Origin of the sequence: Amycolatopsis rifamycinica, assembly GCF_000695625.1 — a bacterium.
GTDB lineage: Bacteria > Actinomycetota > Actinomycetes > Mycobacteriales > Pseudonocardiaceae > Amycolatopsis > Amycolatopsis rifamycinica.
Genome location: NZ_JMQI01000076.1, coordinates 23440 through 40645 on the forward strand (window position 1 = coordinate 23440; position 17206 = coordinate 40645).

At 72.6% G+C, this 17206-nt stretch carries 19 protein-coding genes; 7 read left to right on the forward strand and 12 right to left on the reverse strand.

Annotated features, from left to right (window positions below; all coding sequences use genetic code 11):
• Positions 1-110: 110 nt before the first annotated feature.
• Complete coding sequence (locus DV20_RS36880; RefSeq protein WP_043788090.1) at positions 111-920, forward strand: LysM peptidoglycan-binding domain-containing protein; 810 nt, start codon at positions 111-113, stop codon at positions 918-920.
• A gap of 95 nt (positions 921-1015) precedes the next feature.
• Complete coding sequence (locus DV20_RS36885) at positions 1016-1594, forward strand: cytidylate kinase family protein (protein ID WP_043788033.1); 579 nt, start codon at positions 1016-1018, stop codon at positions 1592-1594.
• Here the strand turns inward: DV20_RS36885 and DV20_RS36890 are convergent.
• Positions 1581-2360 carry an enoyl-CoA hydratase/isomerase family protein gene (locus DV20_RS36890; RefSeq protein ID WP_043788092.1) on the reverse strand — a complete coding sequence of 260 codons (780 nt, stop codon included), beginning with the start codon at positions 2358-2360 and terminating at the stop codon, positions 1581-1583. The two genes, DV20_RS36885 and DV20_RS36890, sit on opposite strands and share 14 nt — an antisense overlap.
• 73 nt (positions 2361-2433) lie before the next feature.
• Here DV20_RS36890 and DV20_RS36895 point away from each other — a divergent pair, with 73 nt between their 5' ends.
• A complete protein-coding gene (locus DV20_RS36895; protein WP_051736285.1) occupies positions 2434-3309 on the forward strand; it encodes an alpha/beta fold hydrolase in 876 nt (291 codons plus the stop codon).
• A 25-nt stretch (positions 3310-3334) separates the two neighbouring features.
• Here the strand turns inward: DV20_RS36895 and DV20_RS36900 are convergent, their stop codons facing one another.
• On the reverse strand, positions 3335-4357 hold the full coding sequence (locus tag DV20_RS36900; RefSeq protein WP_043788034.1) for a helix-turn-helix transcriptional regulator: 1023 nt from the start codon (positions 4355-4357) through the stop codon (positions 3335-3337).
• Positions 4358-4445: 88 nt separating this feature from the next.
• On the opposite strand from DV20_RS36900, the gene DV20_RS36905 reads away from it, so the two are divergent.
• Positions 4446-4859 (forward strand): cupin domain-containing protein, encoded by a 414-nt coding sequence (locus DV20_RS36905; RefSeq protein WP_043788036.1) that lies wholly within the window; start codon positions 4446-4448, stop codon positions 4857-4859.
• Positions 4856-5257 carry a DUF1304 domain-containing protein gene (locus DV20_RS36910; protein ID WP_043788037.1) on the forward strand — a complete coding sequence of 134 codons (402 nt, stop codon included), beginning with the start codon at positions 4856-4858 and terminating at the stop codon, positions 5255-5257. The genes DV20_RS36905 and DV20_RS36910 overlap by 4 nt, the downstream gene beginning before the upstream one ends.
• Here the strand turns inward: DV20_RS36910 and DV20_RS36915 are convergent.
• Positions 5254-5676, reverse strand: coding sequence for a MarR family winged helix-turn-helix transcriptional regulator (locus DV20_RS36915; protein WP_043788038.1), 423 nt, complete (start codon positions 5674-5676; stop codon positions 5254-5256). The genes DV20_RS36910 and DV20_RS36915 overlap by 4 nt on opposite strands.
• A gap of 45 nt (positions 5677-5721) precedes the next feature.
• Here DV20_RS36915 and DV20_RS36920 point away from each other — a divergent pair, with 45 nt between their 5' ends.
• The gene (locus tag DV20_RS36920; RefSeq protein WP_043788039.1) at positions 5722-6969 is read left to right on the forward strand and encodes an amidohydrolase family protein; all 1248 of its coding nucleotides are present in this window, start codon (positions 5722-5724) and stop codon (positions 6967-6969) included.
• On the opposite strand, the gene DV20_RS36925 is transcribed toward DV20_RS36920, so the two are convergent.
• The 8 genes from DV20_RS36925 to ruvC form a co-directional block, all read right to left on the reverse strand.
• The gene (locus DV20_RS36925) at positions 6966-9320 is read right to left on the reverse strand and encodes a RelA/SpoT family protein (RefSeq protein ID WP_043788040.1); all 2355 of its coding nucleotides are present in this window, start codon (positions 9318-9320) and stop codon (positions 6966-6968) included. The two genes, DV20_RS36920 and DV20_RS36925, sit on opposite strands and share 4 nt — an antisense overlap.
• 178 nt (positions 9321-9498) lie before the next feature.
• Entirely contained in the window at positions 9499-10017 is a 519-nt protein-coding gene (locus DV20_RS36930) for an adenine phosphoribosyltransferase (protein ID WP_043788042.1), read from the reverse strand.
• 1 nt (position 10018) lies between these two features.
• A complete protein-coding gene (secF, locus tag DV20_RS36935) occupies positions 10019-11245 on the reverse strand; it encodes a protein translocase subunit SecF (protein ID WP_043788043.1) in 1227 nt (408 codons plus the stop codon).
• Between the two features lies 1 nt (position 11246).
• Positions 11247-13052, reverse strand: coding sequence for a protein translocase subunit SecD (gene secD, locus DV20_RS36940; protein ID WP_043788044.1), 1806 nt, complete (start codon positions 13050-13052; stop codon positions 11247-11249).
• A 218-nt stretch (positions 13053-13270) separates the two neighbouring features.
• The gene (gene yajC / locus DV20_RS36945) at positions 13271-13678 is read right to left on the reverse strand and encodes a preprotein translocase subunit YajC (protein WP_043788045.1); all 408 of its coding nucleotides are present in this window, start codon (positions 13676-13678) and stop codon (positions 13271-13273) included.
• A 135-nt stretch (positions 13679-13813) separates the two neighbouring features.
• Entirely contained in the window at positions 13814-14881 is a 1068-nt protein-coding gene (ruvB, locus tag DV20_RS36950; protein ID WP_043788047.1) for a Holliday junction branch migration DNA helicase RuvB, read from the reverse strand.
• Between the two features lie 8 nt (positions 14882-14889).
• Positions 14890-15486, reverse strand: a complete 597-nt coding sequence (gene ruvA, locus DV20_RS36955) for a Holliday junction branch migration protein RuvA (protein WP_043788049.1) — start codon at positions 15484-15486, stop codon at positions 14890-14892.
• On the reverse strand, positions 15483-16067 hold the full coding sequence (gene ruvC / locus DV20_RS36960) for a crossover junction endodeoxyribonuclease RuvC (RefSeq protein WP_003077321.1): 585 nt from the start codon (positions 16065-16067) through the stop codon (positions 15483-15485). Before ruvC ends, ruvA begins: the two co-directional genes overlap by 4 nt.
• A 74-nt stretch (positions 16068-16141) precedes the next feature.
• Here ruvC and DV20_RS36965 point away from each other — a divergent pair, with 74 nt between their 5' ends.
• Positions 16142-16594 (forward strand): cupin domain-containing protein, encoded by a 453-nt coding sequence (locus DV20_RS36965; protein WP_043788050.1) that lies wholly within the window; start codon positions 16142-16144, stop codon positions 16592-16594.
• Here DV20_RS36965 and DV20_RS36970 read toward each other — a convergent pair.
• On the reverse strand, positions 16591-17142 hold the full coding sequence (locus DV20_RS36970; RefSeq protein ID WP_051736286.1) for a DUF4262 domain-containing protein: 552 nt from the start codon (positions 17140-17142) through the stop codon (positions 16591-16593). The genes DV20_RS36965 and DV20_RS36970 overlap by 4 nt on opposite strands.
• Positions 17143-17206: the final 64 nt, after the last annotated feature.

Genomic DNA, 17206 nt, shown 5'->3' on the forward strand with positions numbered 1-17206 from the left:
GGGCTGTTTCGCGCTCGCCGCGGGACAAGATCTGAACCGCGTCCGCACCCGCCCCGTGTAGGAGGGCGAGACCGGGGATCCGCCAGGGTCGCCGGGGAGAGGTGCCGACGATGGTCGAAAACCGGGTTCCCGCGGTCCGCCGCGTCCTCGGGCGGGCCGGTCAGGCCGGCTGCGCCGGTGCCCTCTTCGCCGTGCTCGCCGGCGGCCCCGCGCTCGCGCAGGCCGACCCGCCGCCGCCGGTCAAGTACTTCATCGTGCCGCACACCGACAACCCCGCGGACATCACGCTGTTCGAGATCGCCGAACGCGCGCTCGGCGACGGGCGCCGCTTCCCCGAAATCTTCCGGCTCAACCAGGGCCGGCCGCGGCCGGACGGCACGCCGTTCACCGATCCCGCCGCGGTCGAGCCCGGTCAGGTGCTCCAGCTGCCCGACGACGCCGCCGCGGAGCCGGGCGTGCGGTTCGGGCCGCTGCCGGCGAGCCCGCCCGCCACCCCGCCCGCTACCCCGCCCGCTCCGACCGACGAGACGTCCGGTCTCGGGGTCGGGCTGGCATCGGCCGTCAGCGGCACCGGCGGCCTGCTGACGGGCCTGCTCGCCGGGCTCTGGTGGCGACGCCGCCCGCAGCTGCTCCCGCCGTCGCCCTTCGCCCCGCCCGTGCCGGCGGAGGACGACTTCGGCTCCGGTTCGGTCAGCGGCACCCTGCCGCTGCCGATCGTCGTCCCCGAACCGCGTCCGGACGTCGTGTTCCGCCCGGAGCCGGTCACCACCGAGCTCGCGATCATCGTGCTCGACCGGGCCGACACCCTGATCGCCGCGGTCCGGCCGGGCTCGCGGTTCCCCTTCCGGATCGGCCCGGAGCCGGATTTCGCGGACTCCTCCACGGTGCTCGTGGTCGACGGCGAAGGCGACCGGTCCTGACGCCGCGGCGTGCGGGCCGGGTCACTCTGCGCTGAACGGATCAACCGGCGCCGGAACACTGGCCACCGGGCCGCCGGGCCCGCGATAGTCGTCTGATGACCTCGGATCCGTTCGGCACCGTCGGAAGGGCGCTGTGGATCGGCGGCGCACCGTGGACCGGGAAGTCCACCGTCGCGCGCCTGCTGGCCGAGCGGCACGGCCTGACGGCCTACCACCACGACGACCGGGCCCGCCCGGGTGCCGCGCCGCCCGCCGATCTCCCGGCCGCCGACCAGCTGACCGCGATGATGGCCGAGTTCGGCGCCGGGTTCCGCGGCGCCCTCGACGACCTGCGCGCCCTGGCGTCACCGCGGCCGGTCGTCGCCGAGGGCCGGGCACTGCGGCCGGAGCTCGTCGCCCCGATCCTGGACTCCCCCGGCCGCATGGTGGTGCTCGTGCCGACCGAGCTGTTCCGCCAGCACCAGCTCCGCCACCGGCCGGACGGGCTCGCCATCCCGGAGCAGCGCACCCGGCTGACGCGCGACCGGATGCTCGCCGCCCACGTCGTGCGGGCGGCGCGGGAGCTCGGCATCCGCGTCATCGAAATCGACGGCAGGCTCGACCCCGCCGGCGTCACCGACGTCGTCGCCGAGCACTTCCACGCCTACCTGGACTTCGAGGTCAGCGAAAGGTGAACCGCGGCGGGCGCCGCTCGAGGAACGCGGCGACGCCCTCCGCGTAATCCTCGCCGTGCAGGGCTTCCGAGCGGATCTCCTCGACTTCGGCGTCCGGGGTTTCCTGCCCGGCCACGATCTTCTCGATGATGCGGTTCATCCCGCGGACCGACGCCTGGGAGCGCGAGCACAGCGTCTCGGCGAACGCCAGCGTCGCGGTCTCGAGGTCGCCGGCCGGGAAGACGTCGTTGAGCAGGCCGATTTCCCGGGCGCGGGCGGCGGTGATCAGCTCGCCGGACAACAGGAAGTACTTGGCGTGCGCCGGGCCGACGAGCGAGACGAGCTGGCGCGTCGAGCCGAAGTGGTAGACGATGCCGAGCTTCGCCGGGGTGATGCCGAACCGCGCGTCCTCGGCGGCGAACCGGAAGTCGCAGGCGACCGAGATCTGGCAGCCGCCGCCGATGCAGTTGCCCTGGATCATCGCGACCGACGGCTTCCGCATCCCGGTGAGGGCGGCGACCGCGCCCTCGACGGCCTTGTCGTAGCTCGCCGCGCCTTCGGCCGTGGTGCGCAGCTCGCCGAACTCGCTGATGTCGGCGCCGGCGGAGAAGTGCCGGCCGGCGCCGGCGATCACCAGGACCTTCAGCGCCGGATCGGCTTCCACCTCGGCGACGACGTCCGGGATCGCCGCCCACATGCCGTAGGTGATGGCGTTCATCTTCTCCGGCCGGGTCAGCGTCAGGCGGGCGGCTTCGCCGTCGCGCGTCAGGTCGAATCCGTCGGTCATGACCGGCACCTTAGCTTCTCGCCCTCAGCGAAACCGGCGGTGTGTGACGCGGTCGTGTGGCTAGGTTGGGGCCATGGCGGCGATCGACGTGGGCGGGACGGCGTTCGGCTACGACGAAGCGGGAGAGGGGCCCGCGGTCGTGCTGCTGCACGCCGCACTGGGCGACCGCCGGATGTGGGACGCGCAGTTCACCGAGCTCGCCGCCACCCACCGGGTGATCCGCTACGACCGCCGCGGGTTCGGGGAAACCCGCGGCGAGGACGGCGAACACGCCCACTACGAGGACCTGCTGGCCCTGCTCGATGCCCGGGGGATCGAGCAGGCCGCGCTGGTCGGGGCGTCGATGGGCGGGGCGTGCGCGCTGGACGCCGCCCTCGCCGCGCCGGAGCGGATCACCCGCCTGGTGCTGCTCGGCTCGGGCCTGACCGGGCACACGTGGCCGGACCACATGCGGGCGGACTTCGCCCGGCTGGCCGCCGAGGCGGTCCCCGCCGACCGCCTCGCCCGCTACCAGGCCCGCCAAGGCGACGTCGACCCGGCGGACGTCCGCGCGATGGCGGAGGCCAACATCCGCTACCTGGTCGCGGGGCCGTCCCGGGACACCTCGGTCCTGCCGCCCGGGATGGCCGAGCGGGTCCGGCAGATGTGCGAGCAGGTGTACCGCCACGACTGGACCGCTCCACAGTGGACGGAGCGGATCCCGGACACCCGCCACCGGCTCGCGGAGATCACGACGCCGGCCTTGGTGGTGATCGGGACGGCGGACGCGCCGGGGCTGGTGGAATTGTCGGCGCACCTGGCGAAGTCGTTGCCGCGGGCGGATTTCGCCGAGCTGCCCGACACGGGGCACCTGCCGTCGATGGAACGGCCGGAGGAGGTCAACGCCCTGCTGCGGAAGTTCCTCCAGCCGAAGACCTTCCGCACCGTGGCGTCGCCGGCGCGCAGGTGATCTTCCCCGAGTTGTCGCCGCCGGCTCAGGACATCAGTTTCGCGGTCAGTTCCCCACGGCTGCGGACCCCGACCTTGCCGAACACCGACTTGAGGTGGTCCTGCACCGTGTGCGCCGAGATCGCCAGCCGGGCCGCGATGTCCGTTGTGGACAGTCCGGCCAGCACCTCGCGGCAGACGTCGCGCTCCCGGGCGGTGAGGCCGTAGGCGGCGAGCAGGACACCGAGCAGCTCGGCGCCCGAAGCGCGGTCGACGGTCACGACCGTTTCGCCGTCGTCCTCGCCCGCCACCAGCCGGGCGGCGTGCAGCACGATCCAGCCGCCGCGGGCGTCGCGGACGCGGGCGCGGAACGCCCCCGTCGCCGCCGCGCGGGCCCCGGTCACCACCGCGCGCAGCAGGACGGCGAACCGGCCCGGGGCGATCTCGTCGAGTTCGGCGCGCCACGCCGCGGCCGCCGCGGTGGCCGTCCGCTGCCTGCCGTCCGGGCCGACGACCACGATCGCCGTTTCGGCCCGCTCCGCCGGGCCTCGGGTGCGCGCGGCCACCCGCGTCGCCGAGGCCAGCGCCGGCGCGACCGACGTCAGGAACCCGACCTCGCGGTCGCTGAACTCGCCGTTGCGCACCAGGCCGGCCGCGCCCCACGACGTGCCGTCGACCCGGAACACGACGCGCAGCTCGTGGGTGAGCCCGAGCGGCCGCCAGACCTCGGCGAGCCGGCCGCTGCGCTCGGCGGTGCGGCGGGGCAGGTCGGACAGGCGCGCCACCGGCACCGGCCGCCGCGCCAGCTCGGCGAAGGTGTGGGGCTGGGCGCCGTCGTACTCGTACGTCGCCAGCAGCGGCTCGTACTCGCCCGGCACGCGGGCCCGGCCGCTGGTCATCGAGCTGATCACCGCGGTGTCCGGGTCCAGCGACGCCCAGCACGTCAGCTCGGCGGGCACCACGCGGTCGACCAGCTCGATGGCGGCCGCGTGCAGCTCGGCGACGCCGAGGCCCGCCGTGGCGAGCGCGGCGACGTCCCGCCGCACCGCCCGCGCCCGGCCGTCCCACATGGACGCAGTATGCGCCGCCCGTACCCGCGGCGGGTATCCCACTTTTCCGGGATGGTCCCCCGCCGCCCGCCTTCCTAGCGTCGGCGGCATGACCCACTTCAGCGCCCCGGGCGACGGCCCGGAACTCGATTCCCACGACGCGCGGATCACCGTCAAGGTCGGCGCGGAGCACACCGGCGGCGCCTACGAGGTGTTCGAGGTCGACGCGCCGCGCGGGCCGTCCGTGCCGCCGCACACCGAGCCCTGGGCAAAGAGCTTCTACGTGCTCCACGGGCGCATCACGGTGTACGTGGACGGCGAACTCCACGACCTCGGGCCCGGCGCGTCGATCAGCATCCCGGCGGGCGCGGTCAACACCTTCACGGTGCACACGCCGTCGGCGCAGTTCCTCGCGGTGTGCCTGACCGACGGGATGGGCCGGTTCTTCCGCGCCCTCGACCGGGCCACGCCGGACCGCATCCCGGAGATCGCCGGGCGCCACGGGATCGAGCTCGTGCCGTGAACGCCGTCGCGCAGGTCTTCGCCGGGGTGGCGGCGCTGGTGCACCTGCTGGCGTTCACCTGGGAGGTGGTGCTGTTCGAGCGGCCGGGCGTGCACGAGGGCATCTTCAAGATCCCGTCGGCGAACCTGCCGGCCACCCGGCTGTGGTCGTTCAACGTCGGGTTCTACAACCTGTTCCTCGCCGCCGGCCCGGTGCTCGGGCTGGTCCTGCTGCACACCGGCGACGCCGGCGCCGGGCGCTGGCTGGTGCTCTACGGCTGCGGGTTCATGCTGCTGGCCGGCGTCGCGCTCGGCGTCTCGGACCTGCTCGCCCTCAGCCGCCCCCGCGGCGCGGGCCGCGGCGGCGCGCTCGCCCAGGCGCTTCCCCCGCTGGGCGCGCTGATCGCGGCGCTGTTCTAGCCGGCTCCGAGCAGCTGCTCGCTCCAGGCCCGGATGGCCGCGGCCTGGTCGGGCGTGAGCCGGTCGAGGGCGAGCCGCCGGATGTTGGCGCCGTGGGCCCGCGTGGCCTTCTCCGCCGTGCGACGGCCTTCGCCGGTCAGCTCGATGCCGGTGCGCCGTCCGGTGGCGCCGTCTTCGATCCGCGCCACCAGGCCGCGGTTCTCCATCCGCGTCAGCAGGTGCGCGACGCGGCTCTTCTCCCAGTCGAGGGCGTCCGCGAGCTCGCCGACGCGCATCGGCCGGGTCAGCGTCATCAGCACGCTGAACTCGGCCTTCGAGATGCCGCAGTCGCGCTGCAGCCCGCGATCGAGCTCGCGGGCGAGCAGCCGCTGGGCGCGCATCCAGGTGTCCCAGAACGCCCACTCCGCCGGTTCCAACATGGGCGTAGCATACAGAGTTGACACGTCAACTCTTGGAGGACAGCGATGAAGACACTGCTGCGCGGCGGCATGGTGGTCAGCATGGATCCGGCGTTCGAGGACCTTCCCCGCGGTGACGTGCTCATCGAGGACGGCCGGATCGCCGCCGTCGGCGCCACGCTCGACGTCGATGCCGAAGTGGTCGACGCGACGGGGAAGATCGTGCTGCCCGGGTTCGTCGACACGCACCGGCACACCTGGCAGACGGCGTTCCGCGGCCTCGGCGCGGACTGGACGTTCGACCGGTACCGCGTCGCCGCCCACGGCACGCTCAAACCGCACTACCGGGCCGAAGACGTCTACCTGGGCAACCTCCTCGGCCGCCTCGAAGCCCTGAACTCCGGCGTCACCACCATGCTCGACTGGTTCCACTGCGCTTCCCACCCGGAGAACGCCGACGCCGCGATCGCCGGGCTGCACGACGCACCCGGCCACTCGATCTTCTGCTACGGCGCCGACGGGCCGGACATCGCGCCGGAGATCCGGCGGGTGCGGGCCATGCTGCCGGGCGAGGACATGGCGCTGGGCCTGCGCGGCCCGGTGATGTCCACGATGGACGAGACCGCCGCCGACGTCGCGCTGGCGCGGGAACTGGGCTTGCGGGTCAGCGTGCACGTCCACGGCACCGGTGGCTGGCCGCACGGCGACCGGCCGATCGCCGGGATGCGGGACCGCGGGCTGCTCGACGAGCGCACCACCGTCGTGCACGGCAACGACCTGTCCGACGACCAGCTCGTGATGCTGGCCGAGGCGGGCTGTTCGGTGTCGGTCAGCCCGGACGTCGAGCTGAAGATGGGCTTCGTGCCGCCGGTGACCGGCCGGGCGCTCGCCGCCGGCGTCCGCCCGACGCTGTCGGTCGACAACTGCCTGTCCGCCGGTGGTGACCTGTTCGGCGCCATGCGCACGGCGCTGGCCGCCGAGCGCGGCGGCGTCACGGCTCGCGACGTCCTCGAATTCGCCACGGTGGACGGCGCCCGGGCGTGCGGGCGCGACAGCGGCCGCCTGGCCGTCGGCCGCGACGCCGACCTGGTCCTGCTCGACGCCGAGGACCTCTCGGTCTTCCCCGTCGGCGACCCGGTCCGCACCATCGTCAGCGCCGGTCACCCCGGTCTGGTGGACAGCGTCTACGTCGCCGGGAAGGCGGTCAAACGGGACGGGCACCTGCTCGACGTCGACCTACGGTCGTTGCGTGCGCGGCTCCTGGAGTCGCGTGAGCGGATCGCCGCGGCCGCGGGCGTCTCCTGGACTTCCTAGGAAGCCGACGTCACGCGGTAGACGTCGTAGACGCCTTCCACGCCGCGAACCACCTTGAGGACGTGGCCGAGGTGCTTGGTGTCGCCCATCTCGAACGAGAAGCGGCTGACCGCCACCCGGTCGCGGGACGTGGTCACCGACGCCGACAGGATGTTGACCTTCTCGTCGGCCAGCACCTTGGTCACGTCCGACAGCAGCCGGTGCCGGTCGAGCGCCTCGACCTGGATCGCCACCAGGAACACCGAAGACGCCGACGGCGCCCACTCGACCTCGACCAGCCGCTCGGGCTGGGACTGCAGGTCGCCGGCGTTCGTGCAGTCGGTGCGGTGCACCGAAACGCCGCCGCCGCGGGTCACGAAACCGAGGATCTCGTCGCCCGGCACCGGGGTGCAGCAGCGGGCCAGCTTCGCCCAGACGTCGCTGGCGCCCTTGACCACCACGCCGACGTCGTTGGAGCCGCGGCGCCGGGTCACCGTGGACGGCGTCGCGCGCTCGGCGAGCTCCTCCTCCGCCGCGTCCACGCCGCCGATCAGGGCCACCAGCCGCTGCACGACGTGCTTGGCGCTCGTGTGCCCCTCGCCGACCGCCGCGTAGAGCGACGAGATGTCGGCGTGGCGCAGCTCGGTGGCCACCGCGCCCATGGACTCCGCGGAGACCAGCCGCTGGATCGGCAGGCCGACCTTGCGGATCTCCTTGGTGATGGCTTCCTTGCCGCCTTCGATCGCCTCGTCGCGGCGTTCCTTGGCGAACCACTGCCGGATCTTGGCGCGCGCCTTCGGCGAGCCGGCGAACTGCAGCCAGTCCCGCGACGGCCCGGCGTTCTCCGCCTTCGACGTGAAGATCTCGACGACTTCGCCGTTTTCCAGCTTGCGTTCGAGCGCGACCAGCCGTCCGTTGACGCGGGCGCCGATGCAGCGGTGCCCGACCTCGGTGTGCACGGCGTAGGCGAAGTCGACCGGCGTCGACTCCACCGGCAGCGTGATCACGTCGCCCTTCGGCGTGAACACGAAGATCTCGCGCGAGGCCAGCTCGTAGCGCAGCGACTCCAGGAAGTCACCCGGGTCCGCGGCTTCGCGCTGCCAGTCGAGGAGCTGGCGCATCCACGCCATCTCGTCGACGTCCATCGCGTTGCCGCTGTGGGTGCCCTTGGTCTCCTTGTACCGCCAGTGCGCGGCGATCCCGTACTCGGCGGTGCGGTGCATCTCGTAGGTGCGGATCTGCACCTCGAGGGGCTTGCCGTCGGGACCGATGACCGTCGTGTGCAGCGACTGGTAGACACCGAACCGCGGCTGCGCGATGTAGTCCTTGAACCGGCCGGGCACCGGCTGCCACAGGGCGTGGACGACACCCATCGCGGCGTAGCAGTCACGGACGTCTTCGACCAGGATCCGCACGCCGACCAGGTCGTGGATGTCGTCCAGGTCGCGGCCGCGGACGATCATCTTCTGGTGGATCGAGTAGTAGTGCTTCGGGCGGCCCTCGACCTTCGCGGTGATCCGCGACGAGACGAGGTTGCTGGTCAGGTCCGTGATGACCGACCGCAGGTAGATGTCGCGCGAGGGCGCGCGGTCGGCGACCAGGCGCACGATCTCGTCGTACTTCTTGGGTTGCAGGATCGCGAACGCGAGGTCTTCCAGCTCCCACTTGACCGTGGCCATGCCGAGCCGGTGGGCCAGCGGGGCGAGGACCTCGAGCGTCTCGCGGGCCTTGCGGGCCTGCTTCTCCGGCGGCAGGAACCGCATGGTCCGCATGTTGTGCAGCCGGTCGGCCAGCTTGATGACCAGCACCCGGGGGTCCTTGGCCATCGCGATGACCATCTTGCGGATGGTCTCGGCCTCGGCGGACGAGCCGAGCTGCACCTTGTCCAGCTTCGTGACGCCGTCGACCAGCTCGGCGACCTTCTCGCCGAAGTCGGCCTTCAGGCTCTCGACGGCGTAACCGGTGTCCTCGACCGTGTCGTGCAGCAGCGCCGCGACGAGCGTGGTGGTGTCCATGCCCAGCTCGGCGAGGATGGTGGCGACGGCGAGCGGGTGGGTGATGTAGGGGTCGCCGGACTTGCGCCGCTGGTTCCGGTGCAGCTCCTCGGCGACGTCGTAGGCGCGCTGGAGCAGCCCCAGATCGGCGTTGGGGTGCAGCTCACGGTGGATGACGGCCAGGGGTTCGAGGACCTGCTTGACCGGGGCGGCGCGCTGCGCGGTGATCCGCCGGGCGAGGCGCGCCCGGACCCGCCGGGTCGCGGACGGGTTCGGCGCCGCACCGTTCGGCTTCGGCGGCGCGGGCTGTGCCGCCGCCTGCCCGTTCTGCTGGGCGCCCTGCTTCGCGGGCACCGCGGCGTCGAGCTCCTGGCTCACCCGCACCTCCTGCTGCTCGTGCGGCCTTCGGACCACCAGGGTAGCCGCTACGCCTCGCAGCCCTGTCGGGTGCGCCCGTTCAGGGGGACGGGGGGCCGTCACCAGCGCCTCCGCCCTCGTGAGCGGCAAGGCCGGTGCTGACCCGCCTTACCCCTCACGACAAGCCGCGGCAGACCCCTCAGCAGGTGCGGAGGGCGTGGATCCTGCGGTCGCCCAGGACCTGGCGGCCGCCGAGGGCGGCCAGCTCCAGGACCACCGAAACGCTGTCGACCACCGCGCCCGCGTCTTCCAGGAGCTTGCCCGTGGCGGCGACCGTGCCGCCCGTGGCCAGGACGTCGTCGAGGACCGCGACGCGCTGGCCCGGCCGGACCACGCCGGCCGGGAGCTCCACCGTCGCCGTGCCGTACTCCAGTGCGTAGTCGACGCGGCCCGCCACCTGCGGCAACTTGCCCGGCTTGCGGATCAGCACCACGCCGAGGCCGCGGGCGTACCCGACGGCCGCGGCGAGGAGGAACCCGCGGGCCTCCACGCCGGCGAGCGCCTCGACCGAAGGATCGAGGGTGCCCGCCAGCGCGTCGGTCACCGCCTTGAACGCCCCCGCGTCCGCGAAGAGCGGGCTCAGGTCGCGGAACAGCACGCCGGGCTCGGGGAAGTCCGGCACCTCGGCGATCAGGCCGAGGGCGTCGTCGAGCTCCACGTCAGCGCTTCCGCTTGCCCGCGGGCTTGCCGGCCGGGCGCTGCTTCTGGATCCGGGCGGGAACGCTGGCCGCGGCCGCGTACGCCCGCTCCTTGCGCAGTTCCTTCGCCAGGGTGTCGTCGTCCGAGGCGTCGAAGTCCTCGCCCGCGGCCTTGCGCTCCTGGCTGGCCCGGCGCTGGCGGACGCGCTCGGCCTGCTGCTGGTACTTCGGGTCGCGCATCTTGAAGTCGACCAGCAGCGGCGTCGCCAGTGCCACCGACGACAGGACGCCGACGAGGGTACCGGTGAGCTGCACCAGCGCCAGGTCCTGCAGCGTGCCCGAGCCGAGCAGCACGTACCCGACGATCAGCAGGCCCAGGATGGGCAGCAGAGCGATGAACGCCGTGTTGAACGACCGCATCAGGGTCTGGTTCAGCGCGAGGTTCGCCGCCTCGGCGTACGTGCGGCGCGTCAGCCCGAGCAGGCCGCGCGTGTTCTCGCGGACCTTGTCGAACACCACCACCGTGTCGTACAGCGAGAACCCGAGGATGGTCAGCAGGCCGATCACGGTCGCCGGGGTCACCTCGAAGCCGACCAGGGAGTACACCCCCGCGGTGACCAGGATGTCGTGCAGCAGCGACACCAGCGCGGCCGCGGCCATCCGCAGGTCGAAGTAGACCGCCAGGAAGATGACCACCGCGACGAGGAACACGCCGAGCGCGATCAGCGCCTTCTGCGAGATCTCGCCGCCCCAGGACGCGCTCACCGCGCTGTCGCTGATGGCCTGGACGCCGGGCTGGCCGTTGCTGCCGATCGGGCCCAGGTCCTGGAACAGGGTCTGCTTGACCTTCGCGACGTCGGCCGCGTTCAGCGTGTCGGCGCGGATCTGGATCGTCGCCGCGTTGCCCGTGCCGACCTTCTGCGCCTCCGTGGCCGGCCGGCCGAGCGCCTTCTGGAACGACTCCTTCGCCTGCTCTTCGGTGATCACGCCGTGGATGCCGTTGGCCGGCATCTGGATCTGCGTGCCGCCCTCGAAGTCGATGCCGAGGTTGAAGCCGCGGATGATCATCGACAGGAGGCACACCAGCACCAGCGCGCCGAAGAAGGCGTACCAGCGCTTGCGCTTGCCGACGACGTCGAACGCGCCCGTGCCGACGTACAGCCGGTGGAAGAAGCTTTCCCTCCTGCCGGATTTCGCCGTCGCCTTGGCGTTGCCTTCGGCGTCCGTGCCCACTTCTTCGACCCCCATGTCAGGCCTCCTTCACGTTCGCGCGGCCGACCGTGGTCGACTTCTTACGCTGCGAACCCACTTGCTGCACGGCGCCGAGGCCCAGGTGCCTCGGATTGGACAGGAACGCGTTCTTGGACGTGGACACCATGGCCACCAGCGGGTGCGTCACCAGGTACACGACGACCAGGTCGAGCACGGTGGACATACCCAGGGTGAACGCGAAGCCCTGGACGTCGCCGACCGCGATGACGTACAGGATGGCCGCGGCCAGGAAGCTCACCGCGTCCGAGGCCAGGATGGTGCGCCGGGCGCGGACCCAGCCGCGCGGCACCGCGGACCGGAACGTCCGGCCCTCCCGGATCTCGTCTTTGAGCCGTTCGAAGTAGATGACGAACGAGTCCGCCGTGATGCCGATGGCGATGATCAGGCCGGCGATGCCCGCGAGGTCCAGCGTGTAGCCGATCCAGCGGCCGAGCAGCACCAGCACGGCGAACACCAGCGCGCCGGACAGGGCCAGCGACAGGATGGTCAGGACGCCGAGCAGCCGGTAGTAGAACAGGCAGTAGATGAAGACCACGAGCAGGCCGATGCCGCCGGCGATCAGGCCGGCCTCCAGCGACGCCAGGCCGAGCGTCGCCGACACCGTGGTCGCGTCCGAAGACGCGAACGACAGCGGCAGCGAGCCGTACTTGAGGATGTCCGACAGGTTCTTCGCGTCGGTCTGGCTGAACTTGCCGGTGATCTGGGTGTTGCCGTCGAGGATGGCCACCTGGATGTTCGGCGCGGACACGACGTGGGTGTCCAGCACGAAGGCGGCCTGCTGGCCGGTGTTCTTCGAGGTGAAGTCGGCCCAGGTCTTGGTGCCGGCGCTCTTGAAGCTGAGGTTCACCACCCACTGGCCGCGCTGCTGGTCGTAGCCCGAGGTCGAGTCGGCGATCTCGGTGCCCGGCAGGAACTCCGGCTCCAGCAGGTACTTGTAGGTGTCGTTGTCACCGCAGGCGACGAGCGGCAGCTTCGGGTCGTCGTTGCCCTCGAGGGGGTCCTTGGCGTTCGGCGCGCAGGTGAGCGCCGCCATCGCCTTCGAGACGAGCTCCTGGTTCGGCTGGCCGTCGGCGCCGATCAGCTGGGGGTTCTGCCGGAGGGCCTTCGCGGCCTGGATCTCCTGCGCGGTCTGCGCGTCGACCGAGCCGTCCGACGGCGCCGGCGCCGGGGTCGACGCGGGCGGCGGCGGGGTGCTGCTGCTCGGCGCGGCCGGCGTGGTGTTCTGCTGCGGCGCGGGCGCGGCCCCGCCGCCACCCCCGGCCGTCGGCGGCGCGCTCGAGGTGGCCGTCGGCTTCTGGGTGCCGGTCGGCGCGCCGGAGGTCGGCGCACCCGCGGTCGGCGCGCCCGAGGTCGGGGTGCCCGTGGCCGGCGGCGGGTTCGTCGGCTGCGGCGGCACCACCGGCTGGGTGGCGCTCGAGACGACCTTCCGGAAGCCCAGCTTCGCGGTCTTGCCCAGGTTCTTCGCCTGGTCGCCCTGCTCGCCGGGGACGGTGATGACGACGTTGTTGCCGTCGAGGAGGACCTCGGTGCCGCTGACGCCGATCCCGTTGACGCGCCGTTCGATGATCTGGCGCGCCTGGTTCAGGGACTCGCGGGTCGGCTGGCCGCCGTCGGGGGTGCGGGCGGTGAGCGTGACCCGGGTGCCGCCCTGCAGGTCGATGCCCAGTTTCGGGGTCGGCTTGTGGTTGCCGGTGAGGAACACCAGCGCGTACAAGACGATCACGATCAGGGCGAACAGGGCCAGATAGCGTCCCGGGCGGAGATGCCCGGCTGAAGCTGCCACAGTGCTTCGGTCTCCTCGGACGGGGTGGACCCCAACGTTGCGATGCCCGCCCGGAGGGTTACCGAGCGGGACTGTGTGCGATTCACTCCCGGGCGCGGGTATGACGGCGGACACGCACGCAGCACCGAGACACTACTCGGTGCTGCGTGAGCCCGGCGTTGCAGGCCACACCGACTTTCGTCGGGCTTTCGCCGCGCGCCCGGGAGGACCCGCGGGGGTTACTTCTTGCCGTGCTCCAGCGGCGGCGCCACCTGGGCGGTGGTCTGCGGCTCGTCCGCCGTGATGCCGGAGCTCGACTCGATGATCTTCGGCTCCTCGACGGTCTCCTCGACCTCGTCGGCGGCGTCCTCTTCGGTCTCGACGACGGGCTCGACCTTCTCGCGGACGGCCAGCCGCAGCCAGGTGGTGACCACACCGGGCGCGATCTCGATGTCGATCGTGGTGTCACCGGAGGCGTCGGCGACGGTGCCGTAAAGACCCGAGGTGGTCATCACGCGGTCACCGGGCGCCAGGCTGCTCTGCAGTTCCTGCTGCGCGGCCTGCTGCTTCTTCTGCTTCCGCGTGCTCATCACCAGCGGCACGGCGAGGACGAGCACGAGCAGCAGGGGCAGCAATAGCTGTTGCATGATTCTCCGTTCGACGGACTCCCGGGCCCAGCCGAAATGTCCGGTTTTTGGGTATGTGCTCCGGTCAAGTGTGCCAGGTACCAGCGCGGACGCCAGCACCCACCCGCCGGTACGGGCCGCGTGGCCGGTCCGAACTCAGTCCTGTTCGAACAGCGACGGCCCGCCCTGGTCCGGGCGCCCCGGGAGGTCCGCGGGCGGCACCATGCCGAGGTGTTCCCACGCGGTCGCGGTCGCGACGCGGCCACGCGGGGTGCGGGCGAGCATACCGGCGCGCACCAGGTAGGGCTCGCAGACCTCTTCCACGGTGGTCGCCTCCTCCCCCACGGCCACCGCCAGCGTCGAGATGCCGACCGGCCCGCCGCCGAACGACCTGGTCAGCGCGGTCAGCACGGCCCGGTCGAGGCGGTCGAGCCCCAGCTCGTCGACGTCGTAGACGGCCAGCGCGGCGCGGGCGACGTCCCGGGTCACCTTGCCGTCGGCGCGGACTTCGGCGTAGTCGCGGACGCGCCGCAGCAGCCGGTTCGCGATCCGGGGCGTGCCGCGCGAGCGGCGGGCGATCTCGGCGCAGCCGTCGCGGTCGATCGGGATGTCGAGGATGGTCGCGGCCCGGCGGACGACCAGTTCCAGCTCGGTGTCGGTGTAGAACTCCATCTGGCCGGTGAAGCCGAAGCGGTCACGCAGCGGGCCGGTCAGCGAGCCGGACCGGGTGGTCGCCCCGACCAGCGTGAACGGGGCGATTTCGAGGGGGATGCTGGTGGCGCCGGGGCCCTTGCCGACGACGACGTCGACCCGGAAGTCCTCCATCGCCAGGTAGAGCATCTCCTCGGCGGGCCGGGCGATGCGGTGGATCTCGTCGATGAACAGGACGTCGCCGGGCGCGAGGTTGGACAGCATCGCGGCGAGGTCGCCGGCCCGTTCCAGGGCCGGGCCGGAGGTGATCCGGATGGCCGCGCCCAGCTCGGCGGCGACGATCATCGCCATCGACGTCTTGCCCAGCCCGGGCGGGCCGGACAGCAGGACGTGGTCGGGCGGCACGCCGCGGCGGCGCGCGCTCTCCAGCACCAGCTCCAGCTGTTCGCGCACCCGCGGCTGGCCGACGAACTCGTCGAGCTTGCGGGGCCGCAGCGTGCCCTCGACGTTCTCCTCGCCGGTCTGGGCCCACGCCGAGAGGGCTTCGTCTTCCTCCACGGCTTCATACTCCACGGCCGCGCCTACCGCTTCCGGCCGAGGGTGGCCAGTGCGGCGCGCAGCACGCTGGCCGTGGTGTGGCCGTCGCCGTCGGCGAGGACCTTGTCCACGGCCTGTTCGGCCTGCTTGGCCGGGAAGCCGAGCCCGGCGAGGGCCTCGACGACCTCGGCGCGCAAGGCGCCGGGGGCGGTAACGGCCGGCGTGTCCCCGGAGCCGCCGAGCGCGGTGACCTTGTCGCGCAGTTCCAGGGTGAGCCGTTCGGCGCCCTTGCGGCCGATGCCGGGCACCGACGTCAGCACCGTGATGTTGCCTTCGACCAGCGCGGCGCGCAGCTTGTCGGGGTCGAGCACGGCGAGGGTGGCCAGCGCCAGGCGCGGCCCGATCCCGGACACCGTCTGCAGCAGCCCGAACAGCTCGCGCGCGTCGGCGTCGGCGAAGCCGAACAGCGTCAGCGAGTCCTCGCGCACGACCAGGGCGGTGTGCAGGCGGGCTTCTTCGCCGCGGCGCAGGGTGGCCAGGGTCGCCGGGGTGGCCTGCACGGCGAGGCCGACCCCGCCGACCTCGACCACGACGTGGTCGAGGCCGACGGTGAGGACTTCTCCGCGTACCGACGAGATCATCGTGCTGCTCCAGGGTTCTTGGCTTGTTTCGCCGCGGCGGCGAGGCGGGCCTTGTGCGTGCGGGCCATCTCGGCCGCGCGGGCTTCGGCTTCGGCGAGCCGGGCCCGCATCGGCTCCCGCCAGAGGTGGCAGATGGCCAGGGCGAGGGCGTCCGCGGCGTCGGCCGGGTGCGGGGCGACCTCGAGGTTGAGCAGCCGCATCACCATGGCCGTGACCTGCGCCTTGTCCGCGCGGCCGGACCCGCTGACGGCGGCCTTGACCTCACTCGGGGTGTGGAACACGACGGGCAGCCCCCGGCGCGCGGCGGCGAGCGCGACCACGCCGCCGGCCTGCGCGGTGCCCATCGCGGTCCGGACGTTGTGCTGAGCGAAGACCCGCTCGACCGCCACGGCGGCCGGCTTGTACCGGTCCATCCACCGCTCGACCTCGTCGGAGATGCCGAGCAGGCGGTGGGCCAGGTCGGCGTCCGCCGGCGTCCGCACGACGTCGACGGCGACGCAGCGGACGGCCCGGCCCTTGCCGCCGTCGACCACCCCCAGGCCGCACCTGGTCAGACCGGGGTCGACCCCGAGCACGCGCACCCGCATTTCCTCCCGCCGCGAACACCAGTTCGAGCTTGCAGGCTACTGGGCCCGGCTGCGGCAGGATGGGTGACATGCCGGAGCCATCGGATTTCGTCACTCACCTGGGGCTGGAGCCGCTGCCCGTCGAAGGCGGGCGGTGGGCGCAGAGCTGGCGGGCGGAGGCCGGCTCGGCGATCTACTACCTGCTCGTCGCGCCGGAGTTCTCCGCCCCGCACCGCCTGGACCGGGTCGAGGTCTACGCCCACCACGCGGGCGCGCCGGCGGCGATGCTGCTGCTGCACCCGGACGGCTCGGTCGAGCGGCCGGTGCTGGGGACCGACGTCGCCGCCGGGCAGCGCCCGCAGGTCGTGGTGCCCGCCGGGACGTGGCAGGCCACCGTCACGCAGGGCGGGTGGAGCCTGCTGGGCACGGTCGTCGTGCCGCCCTACACCGACGGCTGCGTGGAGTTCGCCGCCCCTGCGGACCTGGCGCTGCGGTATCCCGAAGCGGCCGCCGACCTGCGGAAGTTCCGGGAACCGGGCTAGGGGCCGTCGACGCCGGGGGTCCAGCTTTCCGGGTCGCCGCTTTCGGTCAGCACCGGCTGCCACCGCGCGAACCCCTCGGGCGCGTCGGGGTGCCAGGGGAACTTGCCCTCCGGCGTCGCGACGATCAGCTGCAGGGCCGGGAAGTCGCCGTCCGGGTAGATCAGGAACGCCGTGCCGAAGTACTCGGGGTAGTGCCCCTTGTTGACGCGTTCGAGGACCACCGGGACGCCCTCGAAGAAGTCCTCGTAGCGCTTGCCGACCTCGAAGATCTCGCCGTTGGCGGCGCGGTCGACGTACGCGTCGAGCAGCACCTGCCCCATGTGGTCGGGCAGGCCGACCACGACGGCTTCCGGCACGTTGTGCAGCGCCCACGCGCAGGCGGTGAAGGAGTAGCCGGCGCCCTCGTCGTCGGCGGCGACGGTGATGACGGCGTTGCCGCGTTCCTTCGCCTGCCCCTCGATCCATTCGATGAGGCGCAGTTCGTCCGCGGACAGTTCGGCGGTGATGTCGGCGGCAGCGGCGGGGGTCGTCGAGGTCACGGCGCACATTGTGCCCGACTCCCCCGCCTCAGCCCAGTGCCCGGGCCGGAAAGTTTCCGGCCCGGGCACCAAA

Coding starts and splice junctions, on each gene's coding strand:
- DV20_RS36880 (WP_043788090.1), top strand. CDS start 111: ATGGTCGAAAACCGGGTTCCCGCGGTCCGCCGCGTCCTCGGGCGGGCC.
- DV20_RS36885 (WP_043788033.1), top strand. CDS start 1,016: ATGACCTCGGATCCGTTCGGCACCGTCGGAAGGGCGCTGTGGATCGGC.
- DV20_RS36890 (WP_043788092.1), bottom strand. CDS start 2,360: ATGACCGACGGATTCGACCTGACGCGCGACGGCGAAGCCGCCCGCCTG.
- DV20_RS36895 (WP_051736285.1), top strand. CDS start 2,434: ATGGCGGCGATCGACGTGGGCGGGACGGCGTTCGGCTACGACGAAGCG.
- DV20_RS36900 (WP_043788034.1), bottom strand. CDS start 4,357: ATGTGGGACGGCCGGGCGCGGGCGGTGCGGCGGGACGTCGCCGCGCTC.
- DV20_RS36905 (WP_043788036.1), top strand. CDS start 4,446: ATGACCCACTTCAGCGCCCCGGGCGACGGCCCGGAACTCGATTCCCAC.
- DV20_RS36915 (WP_043788038.1), bottom strand. CDS start 5,676: ATGTTGGAACCGGCGGAGTGGGCGTTCTGGGACACCTGGATGCGCGCC.
- DV20_RS36920 (WP_043788039.1), top strand. CDS start 5,722: ATGAAGACACTGCTGCGCGGCGGCATGGTGGTCAGCATGGATCCGGCG.
- secF (WP_043788043.1), bottom strand. CDS start 11,245: ATGGGGGTCGAAGAAGTGGGCACGGACGCCGAAGGCAACGCCAAGGCG.
- yajC (WP_043788045.1), bottom strand. CDS start 13,678: ATGCAACAGCTATTGCTGCCCCTGCTGCTCGTGCTCGTCCTCGCCGTG.
- ruvA (WP_043788049.1), bottom strand. CDS start 15,486: ATGATCTCGTCGGTACGCGGAGAAGTCCTCACCGTCGGCCTCGACCAC.
- DV20_RS36965 (WP_043788050.1), top strand. CDS start 16,142: ATGCCGGAGCCATCGGATTTCGTCACTCACCTGGGGCTGGAGCCGCTG.
- DV20_RS36970 (WP_051736286.1), bottom strand. CDS start 17,142: ATGTGCGCCGTGACCTCGACGACCCCCGCCGCTGCCGCCGACATCACC.